We start from the raw sequence: 21,876 nt of genomic DNA on the forward strand, positions 1-21,876 counted from the left end.
CCGGCCGCCTCTTGCGAGACGGCCCAGTCAACCGATACGCGAACCGGCGCGACAGGGTGCACAGCAGGATGGTTCGGGCATTCCGTTCACACCCCGTGTGAATCGTGCTCCACTAGGGCTGTCCCGCCGGGGATCATGGGACAGCCCTTAGGCTCATCGCGACGCACGACTGGGGGGGCCATGGAGCCCAATATCCTGCTCGAAGCCCTGATCGACGAGGCCGGTGTCTCCCGGGCGGGGCTCGCCGGGCACATCAACCAGGCGGGCCGGGCCCGCGGCCTGTGCCTGCGCTACGAACACACGGCGGTGTCCCGGTGGCTGAAGGGGCAGCGCCCGCGCGGCCAGGTGCCCGATCTGATCTGCGAAGTCCTCGGTACCCGCCTGCGACGCCCGGTCGCCCTCGACGACATCGGCATGGGCGCGACCGGCGGGAACGCCACGGCGGACAGCATGTCGCTCTCCGGATTCGTCGACCGGGCCACCACGCTGTGGCGCTGGGACGAGCAGCGGCGCCCGCACCTCGCCACCGCCCCCGCGGTCACCGGAACGACGGCGGTGATGCCGGTCTGGGAGTGGGAGAACCCTCCGGAGGACACCGATGTCTCCCGGCCGGGGCAGACCCGGGTGAGCACGGCCGACATCGTGACGCTCCGGGCGGCCCGCGACCACTACGAGCAGATGTACCGCAAGGCGGGCGGCATCGCGACCCGCTCCCGGGTCGTCGGCTTCCTCAACGCCCGGGCCGCGCCCCTGCTGCGCGGCGGCTGCGGCGACGAGCTGGGCCGGCGGCTGCACCGGGCGACGGCCGGACTGGTGGCCGTCGCGGGCATCTGCGCGTACGACTCCGACGCCCACGGCCTGGCCCAGCGCTACTTCCACCAGGCGCTGCGCCTGGCCAAGGCCGGCGGCGACCGGGGCCTGGGCGCCTATGTGATCGCCCTGCTGGTCAACCAGTCGCTCTTCCTCGCCGAACACCGCCGTGCCGTCGCCTTCGCCGAGGCGGCGCTGCGGGCCGCCGGAGCGCGCATCACCCCGGCCCTGGCCGCCGATCTGTACGCCATGCAGGCCAAGGCGTACGCCCGGCTCGGGGACTCCGGCAACACCCTGGCGTGCATCCGCCGTGCCGAGTCCGAGGCGGACCTCGTCCGGCCCGGCGGGGAGCCGGACGAGACGGGATACGTCCAGCCCGGGCTGGTCGACGTACAGGTGGCGGAGGCGCTGCTCACCCTCGGGGATGTGTCCGCCGCCCGGCAGCACGCGGTCTCGGCGGTGCGCGCCCCGGCGCACGACCGGGGCAGAGTGCACCGGCTGGCGATGCTGACCCAGATCGAACTGCTCCAGGGCGAGGCGGACCGAGCGGCGCGCACGGCCGCCGAAATGGCCGAAGGGGCCCGGGGGATGGACTCCCGGCGGCTGCGCGACCGGCTCCGCTCGGTGCGGGAGCAGCTCACGGCGAGCGGTTGCGCCGAAGCGGTGCGGACGGCCGAAGTCATCGAGGGGGCACTGCGCGTGCCTCTGTGAGCTCCCCCGTACACCGCTCCGTGCGTTCCCCTGCGGGACGGACCCTGCTGCCATGTGCCATCGACGTGTCGAAAGGCGGCAGCACCGTGCAGTGGACGAACTCAAGCGAACAGAATGTGTATGAGAATCCCTGGTTCCGGGTGAACCTGGCGGACGTCGTCCTCCCCGACGGCCGTCATCTCGACCACTTCGTCATCCGGCTCAGGCCCGTCGCCGCGGCCACCGTCGTCAATGACGCCGATGAGGTACTGCTGTTGTGGCGGCACCGTTTCATCACCGACAGCTGGGGCTGGGAACTCGCCGCGGGTGTGGTCGAGGACGGCGAGGACATCGCCGCGGCGGCTGCCCGGGAGATGGAGGAGGAGACGGGCTGGCGCCCCGGCGAGCTGCATCCGCTGATGACCGTGGAGCCGGCCAACGGGCTCACCGACGCCCGGCACCACCTCTTCTGGTCGCGGGAGGCCCACTACACCGGCCCTCCGCAGGACGGCTTCGAGTCCTCGCGCCGCGAGTGGATACCGCTCAAGCTGATCCCGGACCTGATCGCCCGCGGTGAGGTGCCCGCGGCCAATATGGCCGCCGCGCTGCTGATGCTCCGTCATGTGCGGCTGGGGTGAGAGCCCTGCCGGGATGCGCGCGGGACCGCGCGACGGGTGGAGACGGGGCCGCGCGTGCGACGGGTCCGCCGAGGGCGTGCGAAGGGTGGAGACGGGGCCGCGCGACGGGTACGCCGAGGACATGGGAAGGGCCGGTCGGGGGTGCCCGGCCGGCCCTTGAGGTGACAGCTCCGCAGGTCAGGCGTACGGGTAGAAGCCCGAGCCGGTCTTGCGGCCGAGCCGGCCCGCGTCGACCATCCGCTGGAGCAGCGGGGGAGCGGCGTACAGCGGCTCCTTGAACTCGGCGTACATCGAGTCGGCCACCGAGGCCACCGTGTCCAGGCCGATCAGATCGGCGAGCTTCAGCGGGCCCATCGGGTGGGCACAGCCGAGCTCCATGCCGTTGTCGATGTCCTCGCGGCTGGCGATGCCCGACTCGAACATCCGGATCGCGGAGAGCAGATACGGGATCAGCAGGGCGTTCACGACGAAGCCGGACCGGTCCTGGGCACGGATCGCGTGCTTGCCGAGCACGTCGTGGACCACGGCCTCGGCGCGCGCGATGGTCTCGTCCGAGGTGGTCAGCGCCGGGATCAGCTCCACGAGCTTCTGCACCGGGGCCGGGTTGAAGAAGTGGATACCGATGACCCGGTCCGGGCGCGAGGTCGCGACGGCCAGCTTCACCAGCGGGATGGAGGAGGTGTTGGAGGCCAGGATCGCGTCCTGCCGGGTCACCACCTGGTCGAGCACCTGGAAGATCTCGGTCTTGACCTGCTCGTTCTCCACGACGGCCTCGATGACGAGATCGCGGTCGGCGAACTCACCGAGGTCGGTGGTGAAGCTGAGGCGGCCGAGGGTCTCGTCGCGCTCCTCTTCGGTGATCTTGCCGCGTTCGGCGGCCTTGGAGAGGGAGTTGTGCAGTCGGGTGCGGCCGATCTCCAGCGCCTCGCCGGTGGTTTCCGCCACCTTCACTTCGAGGCCGCTGCGCGCACACACCTCCGCGATACCTGCGCCCATCTGGCCACAGCCCACCACTCCGACGCGTGCAATGTCGGCCATAGAGTCCGTCACCTCGTGCCTTTCGCTGTTCTCCGTATCGCAGGGTCCCGTGTGATTCCGGTGCCCGCCTCGACCCCACGACGTTACTCCGCGATCCGGCCCCGCCGGTTCGCGGGTCATCCGGCCGGGAGCGGGCATGATCTGCGTCACGCACGGCTACCGATGCCGTACACAGAGGAAGCGAAACGGTGGGTGGGTGAAGATGTCGCAGGTGGGTCGAAGAGCTTTTGTGGCGGGCGCGGCCGGAGTGGTGGCCGCGCTGACGGCGGCCGGTGATGCCGTGGCGTCCTCGGGTGCGGCGGCGCGCGGCGCCGGTTCCGCGCGGGGTCACGGGAGCGGCCATGGACACGGACAGGGGCACGGCCACGGCCACGGGCACGGGGAGGGCCACGGTCACGGGCACGGGGAGGGCCACGGTCACGGTCACGGCTCCGTGGCGCGCGAGCTGCGCGGCATGTGGATCGCCACCGTCGCCAACCTGGACTGGCCCTCCGCGCCGGGCCGTCCGGCGGCGGAGCAGCGGGCGCAGCTGATCGCGTATCTGGACCGGGCGGTGGAGCTCCGGCTGAACGCCGTGGTCCTCCAGGTCCGGCCGACCGCCGACGCGCTGTGGCCCTCACCGTACGAACCCTGGGCCCAGTGCCTCAGCGGCGTCCAGGGGCAGGACCCGGGCTGGGACCCGCTCGGCACGGCCGTGAGCGAGGCGCACCGAAGGGATCTGGAGCTGCACGCCTGGTTCAACCCGTACCGCGTGGCGAACCACACCGACCCCTCCAGGCTCATCGCCACCCATCCGGCCCGGCTGCACCCGGAATGGGTCCTGCCGTACGGCGGGAAGCTCTACTACAACCCGGGTCTGCCCGAGGTTCGCCGCTTCGTCCAGGACGCGATGCTGGACGCCGTGCGCCGCTACGACATCGACGCGGTCCACTGGGACGACTACTTCTACCCGTATCCGGTGGCCGGTCAGGTCTTCGGCGACGACGCCGCGTACGCGCGGTACGGCGCGGGCTTCCCGGACAGGGCCGCCTGGCGGCGCGACAACACCGACCGGCTGGTCCGCGAGACCGCCGAACTGATCAGGGGCGTCAAGCCGGACGTCCGGTTCGGGATCAGCCCCTTCGGGGTGTGGCGCAACGTCGCGAGCGACCCGCTCGGTTCGGACACCCGTGCCGGGGTGGAGACGTATGACGACCTGTACGCCGACACCCGTAAGTGGATCAAGGAGGGCTGGATCGACTACATCTGCCCGCAGATCTACTGGAACATCGGGTTCGCCGCAGCCGACTACGCGAAGCTGCTGCCCTGGTGGGACGAGGTCGTCCGGGGCACGGGCGTCGATCTGTACGTGGGGGAGGCGCTGTACAAGGCGGGTGACCCGGCCCAGCCCGCCGCCTGGCAGGACCCGGCCGAACTCTCCCGGCATCTCACGTTCGCCCGCGACTACGGCGAGGTGGACGGGCACATCTTCTTCTCGGGCAGGTCCGTGACGGCGGACCGGATCGGCGCCCTGGCGCGGGTGGTGGCCGACCACTACCCCAGCCGGGTACGTGCGCCGGGCTGACCGGACGTACGGGGCCGGGGCCGGAGTGAATCCCGGCCCCGGCTCCTGGCTGCTCGCTAGTACGGCTCCGGGTCCTTCTGTGCGGCGGTGTGCTGTACGACGCTGTCGGGCCCGGGTGACATCAGTGATTCGTGACCGTCCTCGAAGCGCAGCCGGTACGGGGGCGTGCCCCCGTCGCCGAGCACTTCGATGATCTCCGCGACCCGGTCGTGCTGCCCCACGGTCCTGCCGTGCGTCAGCAGCCGGTCGCCGGCGTGTGCCTCCATCGGGAGTGACCTCCTCACGGGTGGCGGTCCATGTCGACAAGTCTATGACCGTATGGCGGGTTCGCCTCCTGCGCGGCCCTTCGCCCTGCCTTCGGTCCCGACTTCCGCCCGGCCTTCTGCCCCGTCCTCCGTCCGGTCTTCCGTTCCGCCTCGGGGCCGGTCTCCCGTGCGCCCGCCCCGCCGGCCGCCCGCCCGCTGGGTGGCCGCGATGCAGACGAGCACGGCCACCGCGGCGACCGGTGCCGCCGCCGAGACCGTCTCACCGAGGAGGAGGAACGACCACACCAGCGTCAGCAGCGGCTGGGCGAGCTGGAGCTGACTGGCCCGGGGCACGCCGATCTCCGCCATGCCCCGGTACCAGACGTACAGGCCGAGGAAGGTCGACACCGCGGCCACCCACACCAGGCCGAGGACGCCGTGCGCGGTCAGGTGCACCGGTTCGAAGGGCAGCGCGACCGCGGCGCCCGCCACCGCCAGGGGGAGGCAGAGGATCAGCGCCCAGCCGATCACCTGCCAGCCGGGCATCACCCGGGCCAGCCTGCCTCCCTCGGTGTACCCGGCCGCGCACACCAGGAGCGCGCCGAAGAGGTACAGGTCACCGGACGACACGGCCCCGCCGCTCTCCCGCACCGTGAAGGCGATCACCACGGCCGCCCCGGCCAGTGCGGCGATCCAGAACGTACGGGAAGGGCGTGCCCCGGTACGCAGCGACGCGAACACCGCCGTGGTCAGCGGCAACAGCCCCACCACCACCGCGGCGTGCGACGTGGTGGAGGTCCGCAGGGCAAGGGTGGTCAGCAGCGGGAATCCCACCACCACACCGCCCGCGACGACCGCGAGCGGACCCCAGTGGCGGCGGTCGGGCAGCGGGACCCGGGCGGCCAGCAGCACGCTGCCCGCGATCAGTGCGGCGAGCACACTGCGCAGCGCGACCAGGGACCACGGGCCGAAGCTCTCCAGCCCCCAGACGGTGGAGGGGAAGGTCAGCGAGAACGCGACGACGCCGAGCCCGGCGAGCACGGTGCCGCTGCGGGCCTCCGAGGAGTCCGGGGCCGCCGGTAGGCCCACCGACGGGTCGGCCGCGGCCGACGGCCGGGTGGTCGCGCCGTCCGGAGCACCCGTCGACGTCGAGGGAGCAACCGCTATCGAGGTCGATCCAGTAGCGCTATCCTGTGCTGTCATGCAAGAGCGTAGCAGCGTCGCCGAACTGGCCAGTTCTCTCCGGGGGGAACTGAACCGCTACTCACCCGGTGGGAAACTGCCATCCAGTCGCGCCCTCGTGGAGCGCTTCCGGGTCAGCCCCGTCACCGTCTCCCGGGCCATCGCCCAGCTCGCCGCCGAAGGGCTCGTCGTCACCCGGCCCGGCTCCGGGGCCTTCCGGGCGGAGCCCCGCGGTGCCGTCCCCGCCCCCGGCGACACCTCCTGGCAGGAGGTGTCCCTGAGCGGCGACGGCGGCCCGGAGGTGGTGCCGCGCACCGTCGACGCCTCCGGCGTCCTGGTCACCCTCGCCGCCCCGCCGCCCGGCGTCATCGAGTTCAACGGCGGCTATCTCCACTCCTCGCTCCAGCCCGAGCGGGCCCTGTCCGCCGCACTGGCACGGGCCGGACGCCGGCCGGGTGCATGGGGGAGGCCGCCCACCGACGGGCTTCCCGAACTGCGCGCCTGGTTCGCCCGTGAGATCGGCCCGGCCGTCTCCGGCGCCGACGTCCTGATCACCTCGGGCGGACAGAGCGCCCTGGCCACCGCCCTGCGCGCCCTCGCCCCGCCCGGCGCCCCGGTCCTCGTCGAATCGCCCACCTACCCCGGGATGCTCGCTGTGGCCCGCGCCACCGGACTGCGCCCCGTTCCCGTGCCCGCGGACTCCGACGGGGTGCGCCCCGATCTGCTCGCCGCCGCGTTCCGGGCCACCGGGGCCCGGGTCTTCGTCTGCCAGCCGCTCTTCCAGAACCCCAGCGGTGCCGTCCTCGCGGCCGGGCGACGCCCCGAGGTCGTCAGGATCGCGCGGGCCGCCGGAGCGTTCGTCATCGAGGACGACTTCGCCCGCCGCCTCGTCCACGAGGACGCGGGGCCGCTCCCGGCGCCCCTGGCCGCCGACGACCCGGACGGGGTCGTCGTCCACGTCTGCTCGCTCACCAAGGCCACCTCGCCCAACCTCCGGGTGGGCGCGCTGGCCGCCCGCGGCCCCGTCCTGGAACGGCTGCGGGCCATTCAGGTCGTCGACAGTTTCTTCGTCCCCCGCCCGCTCCAGGAAGCCGCGCTGGAACTGGTCGGCGCCCCGTCCTGGGGGCACCATCTGCGCGTGGTGGCGGCCGAGTTGAAGAACCGTCGCACCGCCATGACCACCGCGCTCCTGAAGGAGCTGCCGGAGCTGGCGCTGCCGCACGTCCCGTCGGGCGGCGGCAGCCTCTGGCTGCGGCTCCCCGGGGACGGCGCGGGCGCCGACGAGTCCGCCATGATCTCCGCGGCCCTGCGCGCGGGAGTCGCCATCGCTCCGGGCCGGCCGTACTTCTGCGCCGAACCCCCGGCAGGACACGTCCGGTTGAGCTTCGCCGCGGTCTCCGGACCGGCCGAGATCGCGGAAGGCGTACGGCGTCTGCGCACGGCCTGCGACGAACTCTTCGGCGGGCCGCCCCGGGGCGATAGCCTCCGGGCATGACCGAAACGCCCGAGGACCGTTACGAGATATCGTCCGCCCCGGACCGGCTCGATCCGGCCCGTATCCACAACTGGCTCTCCACCGACGCCTACTGGGCGCTGGGGCGCACCCGCGAACACCAGGACCGGGCCATCGCCGGATCGCTGAACTTCGGCGCGTACGACAGGGCATCGGGCGAACAGGTCGCCTACGCGCGGGTCGTGACCGACCTGGCCACCTTCGCCTGGCTCTGCGATGTGTACGTCGACCGGTCGGCCCGCGGTCACGGGCTCGGCATCCGGATCGTCGAGGCAGTCCGCGACCATCTCGCGCCCACCGGCGTCCGTCGGCTCCTGCTGGCCACCGACGATGCCCACGGGGTCTACGAGAAGGTCGGTTTCACCGGACTGGACCACCCGGAGAGGTGGATGTCGCTGCGGCCGGCCTGACCCGGATTCCCGTGCGGCGCCCTCTTGACCGGCGTGACGTTCGGCCCCACGGTCGCCGCCATGTACGAGTCTCCTTGGTCGCCGCGGCCCGCAGCTCGTCCCTGCCGGCCGAGCGCTTCGACGACGACCGGCCGCTCGACCACGCCGGCCGGCACGAGATACAGCTCGTCGCGCACACCCTGGTGCCGCTGTGCGGCGCCGAACTGCGCTACTGCTCGCCCACCCCGCGCAGCCGGGCCACCGGGGACGCGCTGGGCTACGCCCCGATGGCACAGCCCGCGCTGCGCGACTGCGACATGGGCCGCTGGCGGGGGCTGACGCCGGCCGAGGTCACCGCCCGTGAACCGGGCGCCGTCGACGCCTGGCGCGCCGATCCGCGCCACGCCCCGCACGGCGGTGAATCGCTGCTCGCCTTCATCTCGCGGATAGGGGGCCGGCTGGACACCCGCCCCGCCTGCGACGGTGCCATCGTCGCGGTCGCCGAACCCGCGGTGATCCGCGCCGCTCTCGTCTACGCGCTCAACGCCCCGCCGTCGGCGTACTGGAACGTGGACGTCCGCCCGCTCTCCACGCTCACGCTGACCGGTCTGCCGGGCCGCTGGAGCCTGAACCTCGAAGCGGGCATCCGCTGATATCCCCAGCACCCTGCCCACTGCTTCCCCAACGCCTCCCGACTGCTTCCCCCAGCGCCTCCCCACTGCACCTTCCGGCGTCGTCCACTGACACCCCCGGCCGCTTCCCCCCCGTACTCCCGGCGTCTTCCCGTCCGTCCGACCAGTCGGTATCGCGGGGCGTCAGGGTTCCCACGGGCACGCGCCCGGGACGAGGAGGCCACCGTGCCGCAGATCCACGGTCACTGCGACGAACGGTTCGCCGGGGTGCGTGAGGCGTTCGAGCGGAATTTCACCGAACGCGACGAGCTGGGCGCGGCCGTCACCGTCCTGGTCGACGGCGCACCGGTGGCCGACCTCTGGGGCGGCTGGGCCGACGAGGCCCGGACCCGCCCCTGGGAGCGGGAGACCCTGGCCAACGTCTGGTCCACGACGAAGGGCCCGACGGCGCTCTGCGCCCACATCCTGGCCGACCGCGGGCTGCTCGACCTCCAGGCACCCGTCGCCCGGTACTGGCCGGAGTTCGCCGGGGCGGGCAAGGAGTGCGTCCTCGTACGTCACCTCCTGGCGCACCGGTCCGGCCCGGCCGGTCTCCGGCAGCCGCACAGCCTGGCCGCGCTGTACGACTGGGAGCTGACCTTGCGCCCGGCTGGCGGCCACCGAACCCTGGTGGGAGCCCGGCACCCGGTCCGGCTACCACGCGATCACCTACGGATTCCTGGTCGGCGAAGTGGTCCGCCGGATCACCGGCCTGCTGCCGGGGGAGTTCCTGCGGCAGGAGATCACCGGACCGCTCGGCATCGACTTCACGATCGGACTCCCGGAGAAGGACACGCACCGCGTCGCCGAACTCGTCCGGGCGAAGCCCGCGAGGGCCGCACAGGCCGCGCTCCTCGCACACCTGGAGCCGGTGGCCGTCGCCCCGCTGCTCAACCCCGCCACGGGCCGGGCCATGGCCAATACGCCCGAGTGGCGGGCCGCCGAGATCCCCGCGGCCGACGGCCACGGAACGGCCCGCGCGGTCGCGTCGCTGTACGGAACCCTGGCCGGGCACGGCAGCCTGGAGGGCCGCCGGATCCTCTCCCGGGAGGCGGCGGAACGCGTCCGCGAGGGTCAGGGCGGCTGCCGGGACCTGGTGATCGGCGGGGGCTTCGCACACGACACCGAGATCGCGCTCGGCGTGTGGCTGAGCGGCCCGAACCGTTCGTACGGTCCCCATCCCCGGGCTGTCGGCCACGACGGCGCGGGCGGATCCTGTGGCCTGGCCGATCCGGGCTCCGGGGTCGCCCTCGGCTATGTCATGAACCGGATGGGTGCCGGCATCGCCGACGACCCGCGGAAAATGGCCCTGGTCGAGGCGGTGTACGCGGCGCTCCGACGCCCGTGAGACCGGCTCGGGCCCCCGGCGCTGTGATTCACCGGGTATCCCCGGGTTTCACCTGCGGTTGTCAGGAGTGTGAGGATGGCTCCATGACAACCAAGGTCTTCTTCGACATCACCATCAATGACGAGCCCGCAGGACGGATCAACTTCAACCTGTTCGACGACGTCGTGCCCAGGACGGCGGAGAACTTCCGCGCCCTGGCGACCGGCGAGAAGGGCTTCGGCTACAAGGGCTCCTCCTTCCACCGGGTCATCCCGGACTTCATGCTGCAGGGCGGCGACTTCACCCGCGGTGACGGCACGGGCGGCAAGAGCATCTACGGCGAGAAGTTCGCCGACGAGAACTTCAAGCTCACGCACGACCGTCCGGGGCTGCTGTCCATGGCCAACGCCGGACCGAACTCCAACGGTTCGCAGTTCTTCGTCACGACCATCGTGACCTCGTGGCTGGACGGCAAGCACGTCGTCTTCGGTGAGGTCGACGGCGACGACAGCATGGAGCTCGTCCGCAAGATCGAGAGCCTCGGTACGCCGAACGGCCGCACCCGCGCGAAGGTCACCATCGCCGACTGCGGCGTGGTCTGACCGGTCCAGGACCCTTTCGGGCCCACGGCTGAGCCGGCCGGCCGACGGACACGTCGGCCGGCGCCTCGGCCGGACCTCCGTGCCCCGCACCCTGCGCTACCGGTGAGCGAGCACGAGGAACTCCCCGTCGCCCGCACCGACGGGCTCGCGGTTCCATCCTCCGTAGAGCCGCTCGACCTCGAAGCCCGCGTCCCGCAGCGAGGAGCGGAGCTCGTCCTCGGTCCGGAAGCGGAGCGTCGCCGTACTGGTGAGTTCCGCCCCGTCGGGGAACGCGTAGTGATGCGTGAAGCCGACGCCCACACCTTCCGCCCCCGCCCCGCCGCCGGCCATGAGCCCGCAGTCGGCCACGTGCCCGGCACCGCCCCCTGCGCCCGCGGCGTCCCGGACGGCCGTCACCTCGGTCCACACCGTCACGGAACCACCATCGGGCAGCTCGACGCGCTGCTCAGAGTCGACCGGATTCCACCGCTCCCAACCGCGGGCCCGTGGATCACGTGTGTCGAAGACGATCCGGCCGCCCGGCACGAGGGAGCGCCGCAGATCGGCGAGCGCACGGGCCCAGGCATCGTCCGCGACGAAGAACTGCGCGACATGGCTGGTCATGACCGCCACGTCGAACGAGGCGTCGGGCAGCACCGAGGACGTGCCCTCCACCCAGACCACCCGCCCGGCACCCGGCTTGGCGCGCGCCGCCTCCAGCGAGGCGCGCGCCGGGTCCACCCCCGTCACCCGGTGACCGGCGGCGGCCATGCCGAGGGCGAGCCGGCCGGTTCCACAGCCGAGATCGAGGACCCGGGCACCGGGGACGCGGCCCACGACGGAGAGAAAGAAGTCGTCCTCGCGCGACCAGGGGCACTGGGCGTCGTACACCGCCACCAGCCGCGCGTCGCGGAACTCACCGTGCAGCATCCAAGGCTCCCTGTTCGTCCTTCGCGTCCTTCGCGCGGTGCACCTTCGCCCCTGCTGTCCGGCAGCGCGCGGCCCGTTGTCGTACCCCCGTGGGAGGGTGCCACAAGGACGCCGAACAGGGCGCCCGCATCCGTGTACCGGCCGCCGTCGCGCGGCCGTCGAAGGAGTGCACATCATGTCCGGCACCGACGCCGTCGCCACGTCCCTGGAAGCCATCGCCACCCTGCTGGCGCCCGACAGCCCGGCAGTCGCCGAACGGGTGCGGCACGCCCACGTCGACCCCGGCGGCTATGTGCGTGACCATGCGGACCGGCTGGAGGACCGGGGTATCGAGGAGGCCGTTCCCAACCTCGCCTGGATAGCGCTCATCGACGCGCTCGACGAGCACCGGCTGCTCGCGGAGTTCGACTGGAAGGAGGATCCCACCGAGATACGGGGCCGGTTGACCGCTCTCGCGTCCCGTCCGTCCGTGGACCCCTGGGTGCTCTTCGACGCCGATGAGATGCTCCTGCCGACCGCCGAGTTCCTGGACGCCTGTGGCCGCCACTACCGGGAGGTCGGCGCCGCGCTGGCCGTCCTCGACATCGAGTCGGACTGCTATCCGGTGGTGTGTCTGCGCGCCGCACGCACCGAGGAGCTGACCGCGCTCGCGGCTCGCGCGGGCTTCCCCGCCTGGAGCCTCGGCGGGTGAGAGGCCGTGCCCGCCGCGAGCGATCCGGGCGTGCTACGCCGGCGGGGGAGCGGCCGGAGCGCCCGGCATCGTGGCGTTGAGCGTGCCGTAGTCGAGGCCGTCCGCCAGCGTCGTGCTCGTCCCGGTGGTGAGGAGTTCGCGCGCGCTGCGGTCGACCAGGGCGTAGGCGGCCTCGGCGATCGCGGAGCCCGCACTGACCCGGGCGACGCCGAGCTTCGCCAGCGTGGGGACCGGGAGCGCGCCCGGCCCGGTCAGCAGGTTCAGCGGGACCGGTACCCCGTCGGCCAGGGCCGAGACGGTCGCCTCGTCGAAGGCCCCCAGGACGAACACCCCGTCCGCGCCCGCCTCGGCGTAGACACGGGCCCGGTCCAGGGTCTCCTTGAGCCAGGAGTCGGGATCCGCGGGGCGCAGCCGGTGGGTGTCGATCCGGGCGTTGAGGAAGAGCGGTACGCCCGCGGCGTCCGCGGCGGACCGCGCGGCCGCGATACGAGCGGCCTGCTCGTCCGGCCGTCGCAACGGGTGTGCGCCGGAGCGGAGGGAGTCCTCAAGATTGACTCCGACGGCACCGGCGTCGAGCACGCCCCGTACGGTGCCGGCCAGTTCCGCGGGGGTACGGGCGAAGCCGCTCTCGATGTCGGCGGTGACGGGGACGCTCACCGCGGCGGCGATACGGGAGATGAGAGCGAGGGCGGCATCGCGGTCCAGCCGGTCGCCGTCGGGCGATCCCAGCGACCAGGCGACGCCCGCGCTGGTGGTGGCGACGGCCGCCGCTCCGGCCGCCTCGACGAGTCGCGCGGAGGCCACGTCCCAGGCGTTGGGCAGTACGAGGGGCCTGCCGGGCACGTGCAGCGAGCGGAGCAGGAGTGCCCGGTCGTGGAGGGACGTCATGGTGATCTCTTCCTTGGCTCAGGGGCCCCGTACCGCACACGGCCGCACGGCCCGACGGCCGGATGTTAAGGCCGGGGCGATGGTCCGCCGCACGGGAAGTGGCCATGTTCCCGTACGGGTCCCTGGGACCGCACCTGATTTCGCCCCCACCGGCGGCAGGGCTGCGGGCGCGCGGGGTCCGGGCGCCGAAGGTACGTGCCGTGTTCCGTCAACTTCGGGTCGGCGTCCGCGTCGGCTCCTACACTCCGGACATGAACGAAGTCGATCTGCTCGAAGGTGTCCTGTCCAAGACCGCCGATGTCATCGGCGGTGTCGCCGCCGACCAGTTGAATCTCCCCACACCGTGCGACGAGTACGACGTCGGGACGCTGATCCGTCACATCGGCGGCTGGATCCTCGTGTTCGAGGCGGGGAGCCACGGGCGTACGTACGAGGGTGACGCCGCGAACCACCGCTGCGGCGCCGACCCGGCGGCCGAGTTCCGTCAAGCCGCGGCGGGGGTGGTGTCCGGATGGAAGAAGTACGGCTTCGACCGCGAGGTCCCCGTCACCGGCCGCGAGATGCCCGCCGGGCAGGTGTTCAACATGACCCTCATGGAGTACCTGACCCACGGCTGGGACCTGGCGGTCGCCACCGGGCAGCCGGTCCCGTACACCGAGGAGGAGGCGACGGCCGGCCTGGCCCGCGCGCAGGCCACGCTGCCGCCGCAGTTCCGGGGCGAGGGCATGGCCTTCGGCGAGATCGTTCCCGTGGCCGAGGACGCGTCGGCGATGGACCGGTTCGTGGCGTTCCTCGGACGCGACCCGGTGCCGCCGACGGCCCGGTAGACCTCCGGAGTCGCCCGCCGCATCCCCGGCGTGTTCGGGCAGCCGTAGGGCATGGTCGTACAGGGAGGGCGGGAGGGTGAGCGCGTCGCGCTCTTCCTGAGCGCTCACCGGGCGGAGTGTGACTCGATTCCGTAGGTCATGTACGCAGCCCGCCGGCCGGGTTCGGGCCCTGTCGAAGGAATGCGAACGGGGGCTCCGCCGTACCGCGGCACCCGGCGCCGAGGTACGGCGCCGGGCCGCGGCGGAAAGGAGCACCCGGCCGGAGACGAGTCCCGCTCGTCCGGGCCGCGACCGGGCGCTCAGCCGGTGGCGGCGCCGAACCACCGGGGCAGCCGGCCGATCAGATCCTGCTGGTCGTCACCGACCCACGCCACATGGCCGTCCGGGCGCAGCAGTACCGCGGGCGCGTCCAGTTCCTCGCTGACGTCGACGACATGGTCGACCCGGTCCGCCCACCCCGCCACCGACAGCCTGCCGGTCCGGTCGAGCAGCAGCCCGCGGCCGTCGTGCATCAGCTCGTAGAGGCGCCCCCGCTTCAGCTCCAAGTCCCGCATGCGCCGGCCGAGCAGTTCGTGGCCCTCGCCGAAGTCGTAGCGGACCTCGACCGCGGTGATCATCCCGGTGACGTACCGGTTCACCTCCTCGAAGTCCATCAGCTTCGAGAACAGCTCCCGCAGCGCGGTGGCACCCGGATCGGTCCCCAGCAGGGTGATCTGCGCCCGGGTGTTGTTCAGCACGCGGGCGCCCACCGGGTGGCGTTCGGCGTGGTAGCTGTCGAGCAGCCCCTCCGGCGCCCAGCCGTTGACCTCGGCGGCCAGTTTCCAGCCGAGGTTGAACGCGTCCTGCACACCGAGGTTCATCCCCTGCCCGCCGGTCGGCGGGTGGACGTGCGCCGCGTCGCCGGCCAGCAGCACCCGCCCGACCCGGTAGTGCTCGGCCTGCCGGGTGGCGTCGCCGAACCGGGACAGCCAGCGCGGTGAGTGCGCGCCGAAGTCGGTGCCGGCGACCGCCCGCAGTTGCCGCTTGAACTCTTCGAGGGTCGTCGCGGTCGTACGGTCCTCGGACACCCCGTCGGCGGGCACGATGATGCGGCACACTCCGTCCTCGCCGGGGGCGACGCCGAACCGCAGCTGGGTCTTGCGGACTTCCTCGACGACGGAGGCGATCGTCGCCGGATCCTCGGTCACCTCCATCTCGCCGAGGAGTGTCTCGACCGTCGCGGGCTCGCCGGGGAAACCGACGCCGAGTTGCTTGCGCACCGTGCTGCGGCCCCCGTCGCACCCGACGAGGTAGCGCGAGCGCAGGTGCGTGCCGTCCGTCAGCCCGACGGTCACGCCCTCCGCGTCCTGGCTCAGCCCGGCCACTTCGCAGCCGCGCCGGATCTCGGTACCGAGTTCGAGGGCCCGCGCGTTGAGCAGCCGCTCGCTGACCGGCTGCGGAGTGGCGAGACCGTACGGGTGCGCCGTGTCCAACCGGTCGGGCCACGGCTTCATGATGCTGCCGAAGAGACCGCCGACCTGGAACTTCTTACTGACCGCGAGGAACCGGTCCAGCAGGCCGCGCTGGTCCATGATCTCGACGCTGCGCGCGTGGAGGCCCTGCCCGCGGGACTCCTTGGTCGGCTCGGTCAGCTTCTCCAGTACGACCACCCGCACTCCGGCCAACCGCAGCTCACTGGCCAGCATCAGGCCGGTCGGTCCGCCACCGGCCACGATCACGTCAATCATCAGAACGCCCATTCAACGAGAGTGGAATTCGACCGGCCGCTCGGCGCGGTCCAGTGGCACGCGCACCCGCACCGCGGTGCCGAGTGCCCGCGATCGCACCGCGAGTCCCCCGGCGGTTCGACGGTCCCGCGCAGCCCATACATCGACAAACCCATGCATACCTCGTGGATCTGTCATTTCCGCAGGTTCTGGCCTTGGCCGATCATTCTGCGGTACGACCGGGGCCTTGCCGCAAGCCCCCCGGTGGGCTATACCTTGAGAGTGGCAAGGAGTCCTTACTCCTTGCCCTTTGTCGTTTCCGCCGCAGGGACGGAGCAGGGTTCCCGTCCCCGGCCCCCGGACGTCTTCAGCAGACGGGTTGCGCACACCGCTGTGCCGTCCTGCTCCACACCGGCCCGGGATTTCGATCCCCGATGTACGGGCCGTAACGTTCATGCTCCCGGTACAGCCCGCCGGTTCTTTGCATAAAAGTGCAGCGCTGCGTATAGTCATGCCATCGACGAGGAGGATATCGATGGCGGTACGTGCAGCGGTAGCAGGGGCGAGCGGATACGCCGGCGGGGAGCTGCTCCGCCTCCTGCTGGTCCACCCCGAGGTCGAGATCGGCGCCCTCACGGGCCACTCCAACGCGGGGCAGTCGCTCGGCTCGCTGCAACCGCACCTGAGGCCGCTCGCCGACCGGGTGCTCCAACCCACCACCGCCGAAGTACTCGCCGGACACGACGTGGTCTTCCTGGCCCTGCCGCACGGCCAGTCCGCCGCGGTGGCCGAGCAGCTCGGCGACGATGTCCTCGTGGTCGACATGGGCGCCGACTTCCGGCTGAAGGACGCCGCCGACTGGGAGAAGTTCTACGGTTCGCCGCACGCCGGGACATGGCCCTACGGTCTGCCCGAGCTGCCCGGCGGCCGAGGGGCGCTGGAAGGTGCCAAGCGCATCGCCGTGCCCGGGTGCTACCCGACCGCCGTCTCCCTCGCACTCTTCCCCGCGTACGCGGCCCGGCTCGCCGAGCCCGAGGCGGTCGTCGTCGCCGCGTCCGGCACCTCCGGCGCGGGCAAGGCGGCCAAGCCCCACCTGCTGGGCTCCGAGGTGATGGGCAACATGACCCCGTACGGCGTCGGCGGTGTCCACCGGCACACGCCGGAGATGATCCAGAACCTCGGGGCCGCCGCCGGTGAGCCGGTCACCGTCTCCTTCACACCGACCCTCGCGCCCATGCCCCGCGGCATCCTCGCCACATGCAGCGCGAAGGCGAAGCCGGGTGTCGACGCAGGGGCCGTGCGCGATGCCTACGAGAAGGCGTTCGCCGACGAGCCGTTCGTCGACCTCCTCCCCGAGGGCCAGTGGCCCGCCACCGCGTCCGTGTACGGCTCCAACGCCGTGCAGATCCAGGTCGCGTACGACGAGGCGGCCGGCCGGATCATCGTGATCAGCGCCATCGACAACCTCGCCAAGGGCACCGCGGGCGGCGCCCTGCAGAGCATGAACATCGCGCTCGGACTTCCCGAGAGCACAGGTCTTTCGACGATCGGAGTGGCACCGTGAGCGTCACGGCAGCACAAGGATTCTCGGCGGCGGGCATCGCCGCCGGAATCAAGGAGAGCGGTAACCCCGACCTGGCCCTCGTGGTCAACAACGGGCCGCGTCGCGCCGCCGCGGGAGTCTTCACCTCCAATCGCGTCAAGGCCGCCCCCGTCCTCTGGTCGGAGCAGGTGCTCAAGGGCGGCGAGGTCACCGCCGTCGTCCTCAACTCCGGCGGGGCCAACGCCTGTACGGGACCCCAGGGTTTCCAGGACACCCACGCCACCGCCGAGAAGGCCGCCGAGGTCCTCGAAGGACACAGCGCGGGCGAGATCGCGGTCGCCTCGACCGGACTCATCGGCCTGCTGCTCCCGATGGACAAGCTCCTGCCGGGCATCGAGAAGGCCGCCGCGTCCCTCAGCGAGCACGGCGGCGAGAAGGCCGCCATCGCCATCAAGACGACCGACACCGTGCACAAGACGGCCGTCGCGGGCGGCGCGGGCTGGACCGTCGGCGGGATGGCCAAGGGCGCGGGCATGCTCGCCCCCGGCCTCGCCACCATGCTGGTCGTCCTCACCACGGACGCCGACGTGGACGCCGCGGGCCTCGACTCCGCGCTGCGCGACGCCACCCGGACCACCTTCGACCGGGTCGACTCCGACGGCTGCATGTCCACCAACGACACCGTGCTGCTGCTCGCCTCGGGGGCGAGCGGAATCACCCCGGAGCAGGCCGAGTTCGCCGAGGCCGTACGGACCGTGTGCGCCGACCTCGCCCGCCAGCTGATCGGCGACGCCGAGGGCGCCTCCAAGGACATCCGGATCGAGGTGATCAACGCCGCGACCGAGGACGACGCCGTCGAGGTGGGCCGCTCCATCGCCCGTAACAACCTGCTCAAGTGCGCCATCCACGGTGAGGACCCCAACTGGGGCCGTGTCCTGTCCGCGATCGGTACGACGAAGGCCGCTTTCGAGCCCGACCGGCTGAACGTCGCCATCAACGGTGTCTGGGTCTGCCGGGCCGGCGGCGTCGGCGAGGACCGCGACCTCGTCGACATGCGCTACCGGGAGGTCACGATCACCGCCGACCTCGCCGAGGGCACCGAATCGGCCGTCATCTGGGCCAACGACCTCACCGCGGACTACGTCCACGAGAACAGCGCGTACAGCTCATGAGTACGGCCCGCAAGCACACCGCACTGCCGAAGGCGCAGATCCTCATCGAGGCGCTGCCCTGGCTGACCCGGCACCACGGCAGGACCGTCGTCATCAAGTTCGGCGGCAACGCCATGATCGACGAGGAGCTGAAGGCAGCCTTCGCCCAGGACGTCGTCTTCCTGCGGCACGCCGGCCTCAAGCCCGTCGTCGTGCACGGCGGCGGCCCGCAGATCACCGCCCAGCTGGACAAGCAGGGTCTGGTCAGCGAGTTCAAGGCCGGTCTGCGCGTCACCACGCCCGAGGCGATGGACGTCGTACGGATGGTCCTGGCCGGACAGGTCCAGCGCGAACTCGTCGGGCTGCTCAACCAGCACGGCCCGCTCGCCGTCGGCATGACCGGCGAGGACGCCCACACCATCACCGCCACCCAGCACCGGCCCACCATCGACGGCGAACTCGTCGACATCGGCCGGGTCGGCGAGATCACCGCGATCGACACCGGGGCCATCCAGGCGCTGCTGGACGACGGCCGCATCCCGGTCGTCTCCTCCATCGCCCGATCCGCCGACGACAACCACGTCTACAACGTCAACGCCGACACCGCGGCCGCCGCGCTCGCCGCCGCGCTGAACGCCGAGACGCTGATGGTCCTCACCGATGTCGAGGGCCTCTACGAGGACTGGCCCCACAGCGACGACGTGATCAGCCGCCTGACCGCGACCGAGTTGGAGAAGCTGCTGCCGGACCTCTCCAGCGGCATGGTCCCCAAGATGCGGGGCTGCCTGCACGCCGTACGCAACGGTGTCGAGACCGCCCGGGTCATCGACGGCCGGGTCCAGCACGCGATCCTGCTGGAGATCTTCACCGACGAGGGAGTCGGCACGATGGTCGTGCCCGACGCACAGCACGCGACACAGGGGGAAGCATGACCAACGCCGGGCTTTCGCAGCGGTGGCGGGGCGCGCTCATGGACAACTACGGCACCCCCGCGCTGTCCCTGACCCGTGGCTCCGGTGCCCGCCTCTGGGACGCGGACGGCGCCGAGTACCTCGACTTCGTCGGCGGCATCGCGGTGAACGCGCTGGGCCACGCCCACCCCGCCGTCGTCGAGGCCGTCTCCGCGCAGGTCGCCGCCCTCGGGCATGTCTCCAACCTCTTCATCGCCGAACCGCCCGTCGCGCTCGCCGAACGGCTGCTCCAGCTCTTCGGCCGGCCCGGCCGCGTCTACTTCGCCAACTCCGGCGCCGAGGCCAACGAGGCCGCCTTCAAGATCGGCCGGCTCACCGGACGCACCCACATGGTCGCCACCGACGGCGGCTTCCACGGCCGGACGATGGGCGCGCTCGCCCTCACCGGCCAGCCGAAGAAGCGCGAGCCCTTCCTGCCGCTGCCCGGCGACGTCACCCATGTCCCGTACGGGGACGTGGCGGCGCTGCGGTCCGCGGTGACCACCGACACGGCCCTGCTGATCATCGAGCCCGTCCAGGGCGAGAACGGCGTGGTCGTGCCGCCCAAGGGCTATCTGGAGGCCGCCCGGGAGATCACCCGGGCCACCGGCACCCTGCTCGTCCTGGACGAGGTGCAGACCGGCATCGGCCGCTGCGGCCACTGGTTCGAGCACCAGGCCCACCAGGGGGTCGAGCCCGACGTCGTCACCCTCGCCAAGGGGCTCGGCGGCGGACTGCCGATCGGCGCCGCCGTCGCGTTCGGACCGGCGGCCGACCTGCTCAAGCCCGGCCAGCACGGCACGACGTTCGGCGGCAACCCGATCGCCTGCGCCGCCGGACTCGCGGTCCTGGACACCCTCGCCGCCGACGGCACCCTGGATACGGTGAAGCGGCTCGGCGAGCGGATCCGCGTGAGGGTAGAGGGACTCCAACACCCCCTGGTCTCCCATGTCCGCGGCTCGGGACTGCTGCTGGGTATCGTGCTCACCGGACCCCTCGCACCACAGGTGCAGCAGGCGGCCCAGGGAGCCGGGCTCCTGGTGAACGCGCCCGCCCCCGATGTCGTACGGCTCATGCCGCCGCTGATCATCGGTGACGACGAGGTGGACGCGTTCCTGCGGATCCTGCCGGGCGCTCTCGACGCGGCATACGGGGACGGACGATCCGGAGCATGACGATCCGGAGAATGAGGCGACGACGATGACCGAGGCGCAGGAATCCGAGCACGGCGGGCCGTCCGTGCCACAGACCCGCACGGCCCGCCACCGCCGGATCGTGGACATCCTGAACCGGCAGCCGGTGCGCTCCCAGAGCCAGCTGGCCAAGCTGCTGGCCGACGACGGGCTGAGCGTCACCCAGGCGACGCTCTCCCGGGACCTCGACGAGCTGGGCGCGGTCAAGATCCGCAACACCGGCGGGGAGCTGATCTACGCGGTGCCGAGCGAGGGCGGATTCCGTACCCCGCAGGCGCCGCTGGGCGGCTCCGCCAAGGAGGAGCGGATGCGCAGGCTCTCCTCCGAACTCCTCATCTCGGCGGAGGCATCGGCCAACCTCGTGGTGCTGCGCACACCGCCGGGCGCGGCCCAGTTCCTCGCCTCGGCCATCGACCAGGCCGAGCTCCAGGCCATCCTCGGCACCATCGCGGGTGACGACACCCTGATGCTGATCAGCCGCGACCCGAACGGAGGCCAGGCCCTCGCGGACCATCTGCTGCGGCTGGCCCAGAACGACCGCTGAACCGGGGCCCTCCGTCCGGACCGGGCCGGGCGGAACCCGCGTGGACACGGCCTGCGGGACAGCCCTCAGTAGCCGGTGATCGCGGTCGGGCCCGAGGCGGTCCCGATCGCGATGTGCGGGCGGCGGGCCGGGTTCGCCCAGGCCAGGATGCGGTCCATCGCGGCCGCCGGTACGGAGACGCAGCCGGCGGTCGCACCGCGCCCGTTCACATGCAGGAAGATCCCGGCACCCCGGCCCCGTACCGGCCGGGCGTAGTTGAAGCCGATGACCAGGGCGCGGGCGTACGGGGCGGTGTACGTGACCAGATGCTCGGCCTCGTCCGCCCGGCAGTCCGCGGGTCGCGGTTCCACCCAGCGGTTGTAGGCCCGTGCCGCGTTGTCCTGGCACCACCAGGAGCGGTCGTTGACGCGCCGGTAGGGGTACGCCGTCCCCGGAGCGGGCGCCTTGATCCCGAAGGCGTACGGGAGGTCGTACAGCCCGGTGGGCGTGGTGTTCGTGCCCTGCTCGCGCGTACGGCCCTCGGCGAGCCCCTTCGCGCCGAACCGGGCCGGCGCCGAACCCGCCGCCAGCCATCCGCCCCGTCGCCGCTCCCACCAGGTCACCGTGCCGGTGGTGGAGCCGGTGTCCGGGGCCTCGGCCGTGATCAGCTGGCTGCCGCCGCCGGTGTCGGCCAGCCGTGCGGGAAGCGGCGGCCCGCCGTCGGGCCGGGCCGCGACCGAGCCCAGCAGGGCGAGCAGTACTCCACCGGTCACCAGAGAGACGCGCATGGTCCGGACCGTACGGCGCCCGGCGCGGCGGCCCCACC

Annotated in this window: 20 protein-coding genes and 2 pseudogenes; 15 read left to right on the forward strand and 7 right to left on the reverse strand. The window is 72.2% G+C overall.

Going from position 1 to position 21,876, the window contains the following annotated elements; all coding sequences use genetic code 11:
• The first annotated feature begins 180 nt into the window (after positions 1–180).
• Both A6A29_RS42095 and A6A29_RS42100 read left to right on the forward strand, forming a co-directional pair.
• Positions 181–1,521, forward strand: a complete 1,341-nt coding sequence (locus A6A29_RS42095; RefSeq protein ID WP_073729303.1) for a transcriptional regulator — start codon at positions 181–183, stop codon at positions 1,519–1,521.
• Between the two features lie 86 nt (positions 1,522–1,607).
• The gene (locus A6A29_RS42100) at positions 1,608–2,138 is read left to right on the forward strand and encodes an NUDIX domain-containing protein (protein WP_073729600.1); all 531 of its coding nucleotides are present in this window, start codon (positions 1,608–1,610) and stop codon (positions 2,136–2,138) included.
• 177 nt (positions 2,139–2,315) lie between these two features.
• Here A6A29_RS42100 and A6A29_RS42105 read toward each other — a convergent pair whose 3' ends face one another.
• The gene (locus tag A6A29_RS42105) at positions 2,316–3,176 is read right to left on the reverse strand and encodes a 3-hydroxybutyryl-CoA dehydrogenase (RefSeq protein WP_073729305.1); all 861 of its coding nucleotides are present in this window, start codon (positions 3,174–3,176) and stop codon (positions 2,316–2,318) included.
• Between the two features lie 439 nt (positions 3,177–3,615).
• Between A6A29_RS42105 and A6A29_RS42110 the strand changes: the two are divergent.
• Positions 3,616–4,740, forward strand: a pseudogene (locus A6A29_RS42110) (glycoside hydrolase family 10 protein); the annotation flags it as partial.
• Positions 4,741–4,796: 56 nt separating this feature from the next.
• Here the strand turns inward: A6A29_RS42110 and A6A29_RS42115 are convergent.
• Together A6A29_RS42115 and A6A29_RS42120 are read right to left on the reverse strand one after the other, a co-directional pair.
• Positions 4,797–5,006, reverse strand: a complete 210-nt coding sequence (locus tag A6A29_RS42115) for a DUF1918 domain-containing protein (protein ID WP_073729307.1) — start codon at positions 5,004–5,006, stop codon at positions 4,797–4,799.
• A 42-nt stretch (positions 5,007–5,048) separates the two neighbouring features.
• Positions 5,049–6,188: a DMT family transporter gene (locus A6A29_RS42120; protein ID WP_241838857.1), complete on the reverse strand. Its 1,140-nt coding sequence runs from the start codon at positions 6,186–6,188 to the stop codon at positions 5,049–5,051.
• On the opposite strand from A6A29_RS42120, the gene A6A29_RS42125 reads away from it, so the two are divergent.
• The 5 genes and pseudogenes from A6A29_RS42125 to A6A29_RS42145 all read left to right on the forward strand — a co-directional run bounded on the left by A6A29_RS42125 (position 6,187) and on the right by A6A29_RS42145 (position 10,669).
• Positions 6,187–7,662, forward strand: a complete 1,476-nt coding sequence (locus A6A29_RS42125; RefSeq protein ID WP_073729309.1) for an aminotransferase-like domain-containing protein — start codon at positions 6,187–6,189, stop codon at positions 7,660–7,662. The two genes, A6A29_RS42120 and A6A29_RS42125, sit on opposite strands and share 2 nt — an antisense overlap.
• Entirely contained in the window at positions 7,659–8,090 is a 432-nt protein-coding gene (locus tag A6A29_RS42130) for a GNAT family N-acetyltransferase (RefSeq protein WP_073729311.1), read from the forward strand. Before A6A29_RS42125 ends, A6A29_RS42130 begins: the two co-directional genes overlap by 4 nt.
• Before the next feature lie 74 nt (positions 8,091–8,164).
• Positions 8,165–8,722 (forward strand): histidine phosphatase family protein, encoded by a 558-nt coding sequence (locus A6A29_RS42135; RefSeq protein WP_241838858.1) that lies wholly within the window; start codon positions 8,165–8,167, stop codon positions 8,720–8,722.
• 204 nt (positions 8,723–8,926) lie between these two features.
• Positions 8,927–10,088 (forward strand): annotated as a pseudogene (locus tag A6A29_RS42140) (serine hydrolase domain-containing protein).
• 83 nt (positions 10,089–10,171) lie between these two features.
• Positions 10,172–10,669 carry a peptidylprolyl isomerase gene (locus A6A29_RS42145; protein ID WP_073729313.1) on the forward strand — a complete coding sequence of 166 codons (498 nt, stop codon included), beginning with the start codon at positions 10,172–10,174 and terminating at the stop codon, positions 10,667–10,669.
• 96 nt (positions 10,670–10,765) lie between these two features.
• Here the strand turns inward: A6A29_RS42145 and A6A29_RS42150 are convergent, their stop codons facing one another.
• Entirely contained in the window at positions 10,766–11,578 is an 813-nt protein-coding gene (locus A6A29_RS42150) for a class I SAM-dependent methyltransferase (protein ID WP_073729315.1), read from the reverse strand.
• A gap of 175 nt (positions 11,579–11,753) precedes the next feature.
• On the opposite strand from A6A29_RS42150, the gene A6A29_RS42155 reads away from it, so the two are divergent.
• Positions 11,754–12,269, forward strand: coding sequence for a DUF6630 family protein (locus A6A29_RS42155; protein WP_073729317.1), 516 nt, complete (start codon positions 11,754–11,756; stop codon positions 12,267–12,269).
• Positions 12,270–12,302: 33 nt separating this feature from the next.
• Here A6A29_RS42155 and A6A29_RS42160 read toward each other — a convergent pair whose 3' ends face one another.
• On the reverse strand, positions 12,303–13,157 hold the full coding sequence (locus A6A29_RS42160) for an isocitrate lyase/PEP mutase family protein (RefSeq protein ID WP_073729319.1): 855 nt from the start codon (positions 13,155–13,157) through the stop codon (positions 12,303–12,305).
• Between the two features lie 251 nt (positions 13,158–13,408).
• Between A6A29_RS42160 and A6A29_RS42165 the strand changes: the two genes are divergently transcribed.
• Positions 13,409–13,984: a TIGR03086 family metal-binding protein gene (locus A6A29_RS42165; protein WP_158074512.1), complete on the forward strand. Its 576-nt coding sequence runs from the start codon at positions 13,409–13,411 to the stop codon at positions 13,982–13,984.
• 299 nt (positions 13,985–14,283) lie between these two features.
• On the opposite strand, the gene rox is transcribed toward A6A29_RS42165, so the two are convergent.
• On the reverse strand, positions 14,284–15,711 hold the full coding sequence (gene rox, locus A6A29_RS42170; RefSeq protein WP_073729604.1) for a rifampin monooxygenase: 1,428 nt from the start codon (positions 15,709–15,711) through the stop codon (positions 14,284–14,286).
• A gap of 514 nt (positions 15,712–16,225) precedes the next feature.
• Between rox and argC the strand changes: the two genes are divergently transcribed.
• Genes argC through A6A29_RS42195 form a run of 5 tightly spaced genes read left to right on the forward strand, consistent with a single transcriptional unit; the run spans position 16,226 to position 21,071 of the window.
• Entirely contained in the window at positions 16,226–17,254 is a 1,029-nt protein-coding gene (gene argC / locus A6A29_RS42175) for an N-acetyl-gamma-glutamyl-phosphate reductase (RefSeq protein ID WP_073729323.1), read from the forward strand.
• Entirely contained in the window at positions 17,251–18,405 is a 1,155-nt protein-coding gene (gene argJ / locus A6A29_RS42180; protein WP_073729325.1) for a bifunctional glutamate N-acetyltransferase/amino-acid acetyltransferase ArgJ, read from the forward strand. Before argC ends, argJ begins: the two co-directional genes overlap by 4 nt.
• Complete coding sequence (gene argB / locus A6A29_RS42185) at positions 18,402–19,316, forward strand: acetylglutamate kinase (protein WP_073729327.1); 915 nt, start codon at positions 18,402–18,404, stop codon at positions 19,314–19,316. The genes argJ and argB overlap by 4 nt, the downstream gene beginning before the upstream one ends.
• Positions 19,313–20,509: an acetylornithine transaminase gene (locus A6A29_RS42190; protein WP_073729329.1), complete on the forward strand. Its 1,197-nt coding sequence runs from the start codon at positions 19,313–19,315 to the stop codon at positions 20,507–20,509. The genes argB and A6A29_RS42190 overlap by 4 nt, the downstream gene beginning before the upstream one ends.
• A gap of 25 nt (positions 20,510–20,534) precedes the next feature.
• Entirely contained in the window at positions 20,535–21,071 is a 537-nt protein-coding gene (locus A6A29_RS42195) for an arginine repressor (RefSeq protein ID WP_073729331.1), read from the forward strand.
• Positions 21,072–21,136: 65 nt separating this feature from the next.
• On the opposite strand, the gene A6A29_RS42200 is transcribed toward A6A29_RS42195, so the two are convergent.
• Positions 21,137–21,838: a L,D-transpeptidase family protein gene (locus A6A29_RS42200; protein WP_073729333.1), complete on the reverse strand. Its 702-nt coding sequence runs from the start codon at positions 21,836–21,838 to the stop codon at positions 21,137–21,139.
• Between the last annotated feature and the right edge of the window lie 38 nt (positions 21,839–21,876).

Origin of the sequence: Streptomyces sp. TSRI0281 (assembly GCF_001905125.1) — a bacterium.
In the GTDB taxonomy this organism is placed as follows: Bacteria; Actinomycetota; Actinomycetes; order Streptomycetales; family Streptomycetaceae; genus Streptomyces.

Excerpts from the sequence above, each read along its gene's own strand:
- A6A29_RS42145 (WP_073729313.1), top strand. The coding sequence starts at position 10,172 with ATGACAACCAAGGTCTTCTTCGACATCACCATCAATGACGAGCCCGCA.
- rox (WP_073729604.1), bottom strand. The coding sequence starts at position 15,711 with ATGATTGACGTGATCGTGGCCGGTGGCGGACCGACCGGCCTGATGCTG.
- argB (WP_073729327.1), top strand. The coding sequence starts at position 18,402 with ATGAGTACGGCCCGCAAGCACACCGCACTGCCGAAGGCGCAGATCCTC.
- A6A29_RS42165 (WP_158074512.1), top strand. The coding sequence starts at position 13,409 with ATGAACGAAGTCGATCTGCTCGAAGGTGTCCTGTCCAAGACCGCCGAT.
- A6A29_RS42155 (WP_073729317.1), top strand. The coding sequence starts at position 11,754 with ATGTCCGGCACCGACGCCGTCGCCACGTCCCTGGAAGCCATCGCCACC.
- A6A29_RS42200 (WP_073729333.1), bottom strand. The coding sequence starts at position 21,838 with ATGCGCGTCTCTCTGGTGACCGGTGGAGTACTGCTCGCCCTGCTGGGC.
- A6A29_RS42150 (WP_073729315.1), bottom strand. The coding sequence starts at position 11,578 with ATGCTGCACGGTGAGTTCCGCGACGCGCGGCTGGTGGCGGTGTACGAC.
- A6A29_RS42095 (WP_073729303.1), top strand. The coding sequence starts at position 181 with ATGGAGCCCAATATCCTGCTCGAAGCCCTGATCGACGAGGCCGGTGTC.
- A6A29_RS42195 (WP_073729331.1), top strand. The coding sequence starts at position 20,535 with ATGACCGAGGCGCAGGAATCCGAGCACGGCGGGCCGTCCGTGCCACAG.
- A6A29_RS42105 (WP_073729305.1), bottom strand. The coding sequence starts at position 3,176 with ATGGCCGACATTGCACGCGTCGGAGTGGTGGGCTGTGGCCAGATGGGC.
- A6A29_RS42130 (WP_073729311.1), top strand. The coding sequence starts at position 7,659 with ATGACCGAAACGCCCGAGGACCGTTACGAGATATCGTCCGCCCCGGAC.
- A6A29_RS42160 (WP_073729319.1), bottom strand. The coding sequence starts at position 13,157 with ATGACGTCCCTCCACGACCGGGCACTCCTGCTCCGCTCGCTGCACGTG.
- A6A29_RS42125 (WP_073729309.1), top strand. The coding sequence starts at position 6,187 with ATGCAAGAGCGTAGCAGCGTCGCCGAACTGGCCAGTTCTCTCCGGGGG.
- argC (WP_073729323.1), top strand. The coding sequence starts at position 16,226 with ATGGCGGTACGTGCAGCGGTAGCAGGGGCGAGCGGATACGCCGGCGGG.
- A6A29_RS42115 (WP_073729307.1), bottom strand. The coding sequence starts at position 5,006 with ATGGAGGCACACGCCGGCGACCGGCTGCTGACGCACGGCAGGACCGTG.
- A6A29_RS42190 (WP_073729329.1), top strand. The coding sequence starts at position 19,313 with ATGACCAACGCCGGGCTTTCGCAGCGGTGGCGGGGCGCGCTCATGGAC.
- A6A29_RS42120 (WP_241838857.1), bottom strand. The coding sequence starts at position 6,188 with ATGACAGCACAGGATAGCGCTACTGGATCGACCTCGATAGCGGTTGCT.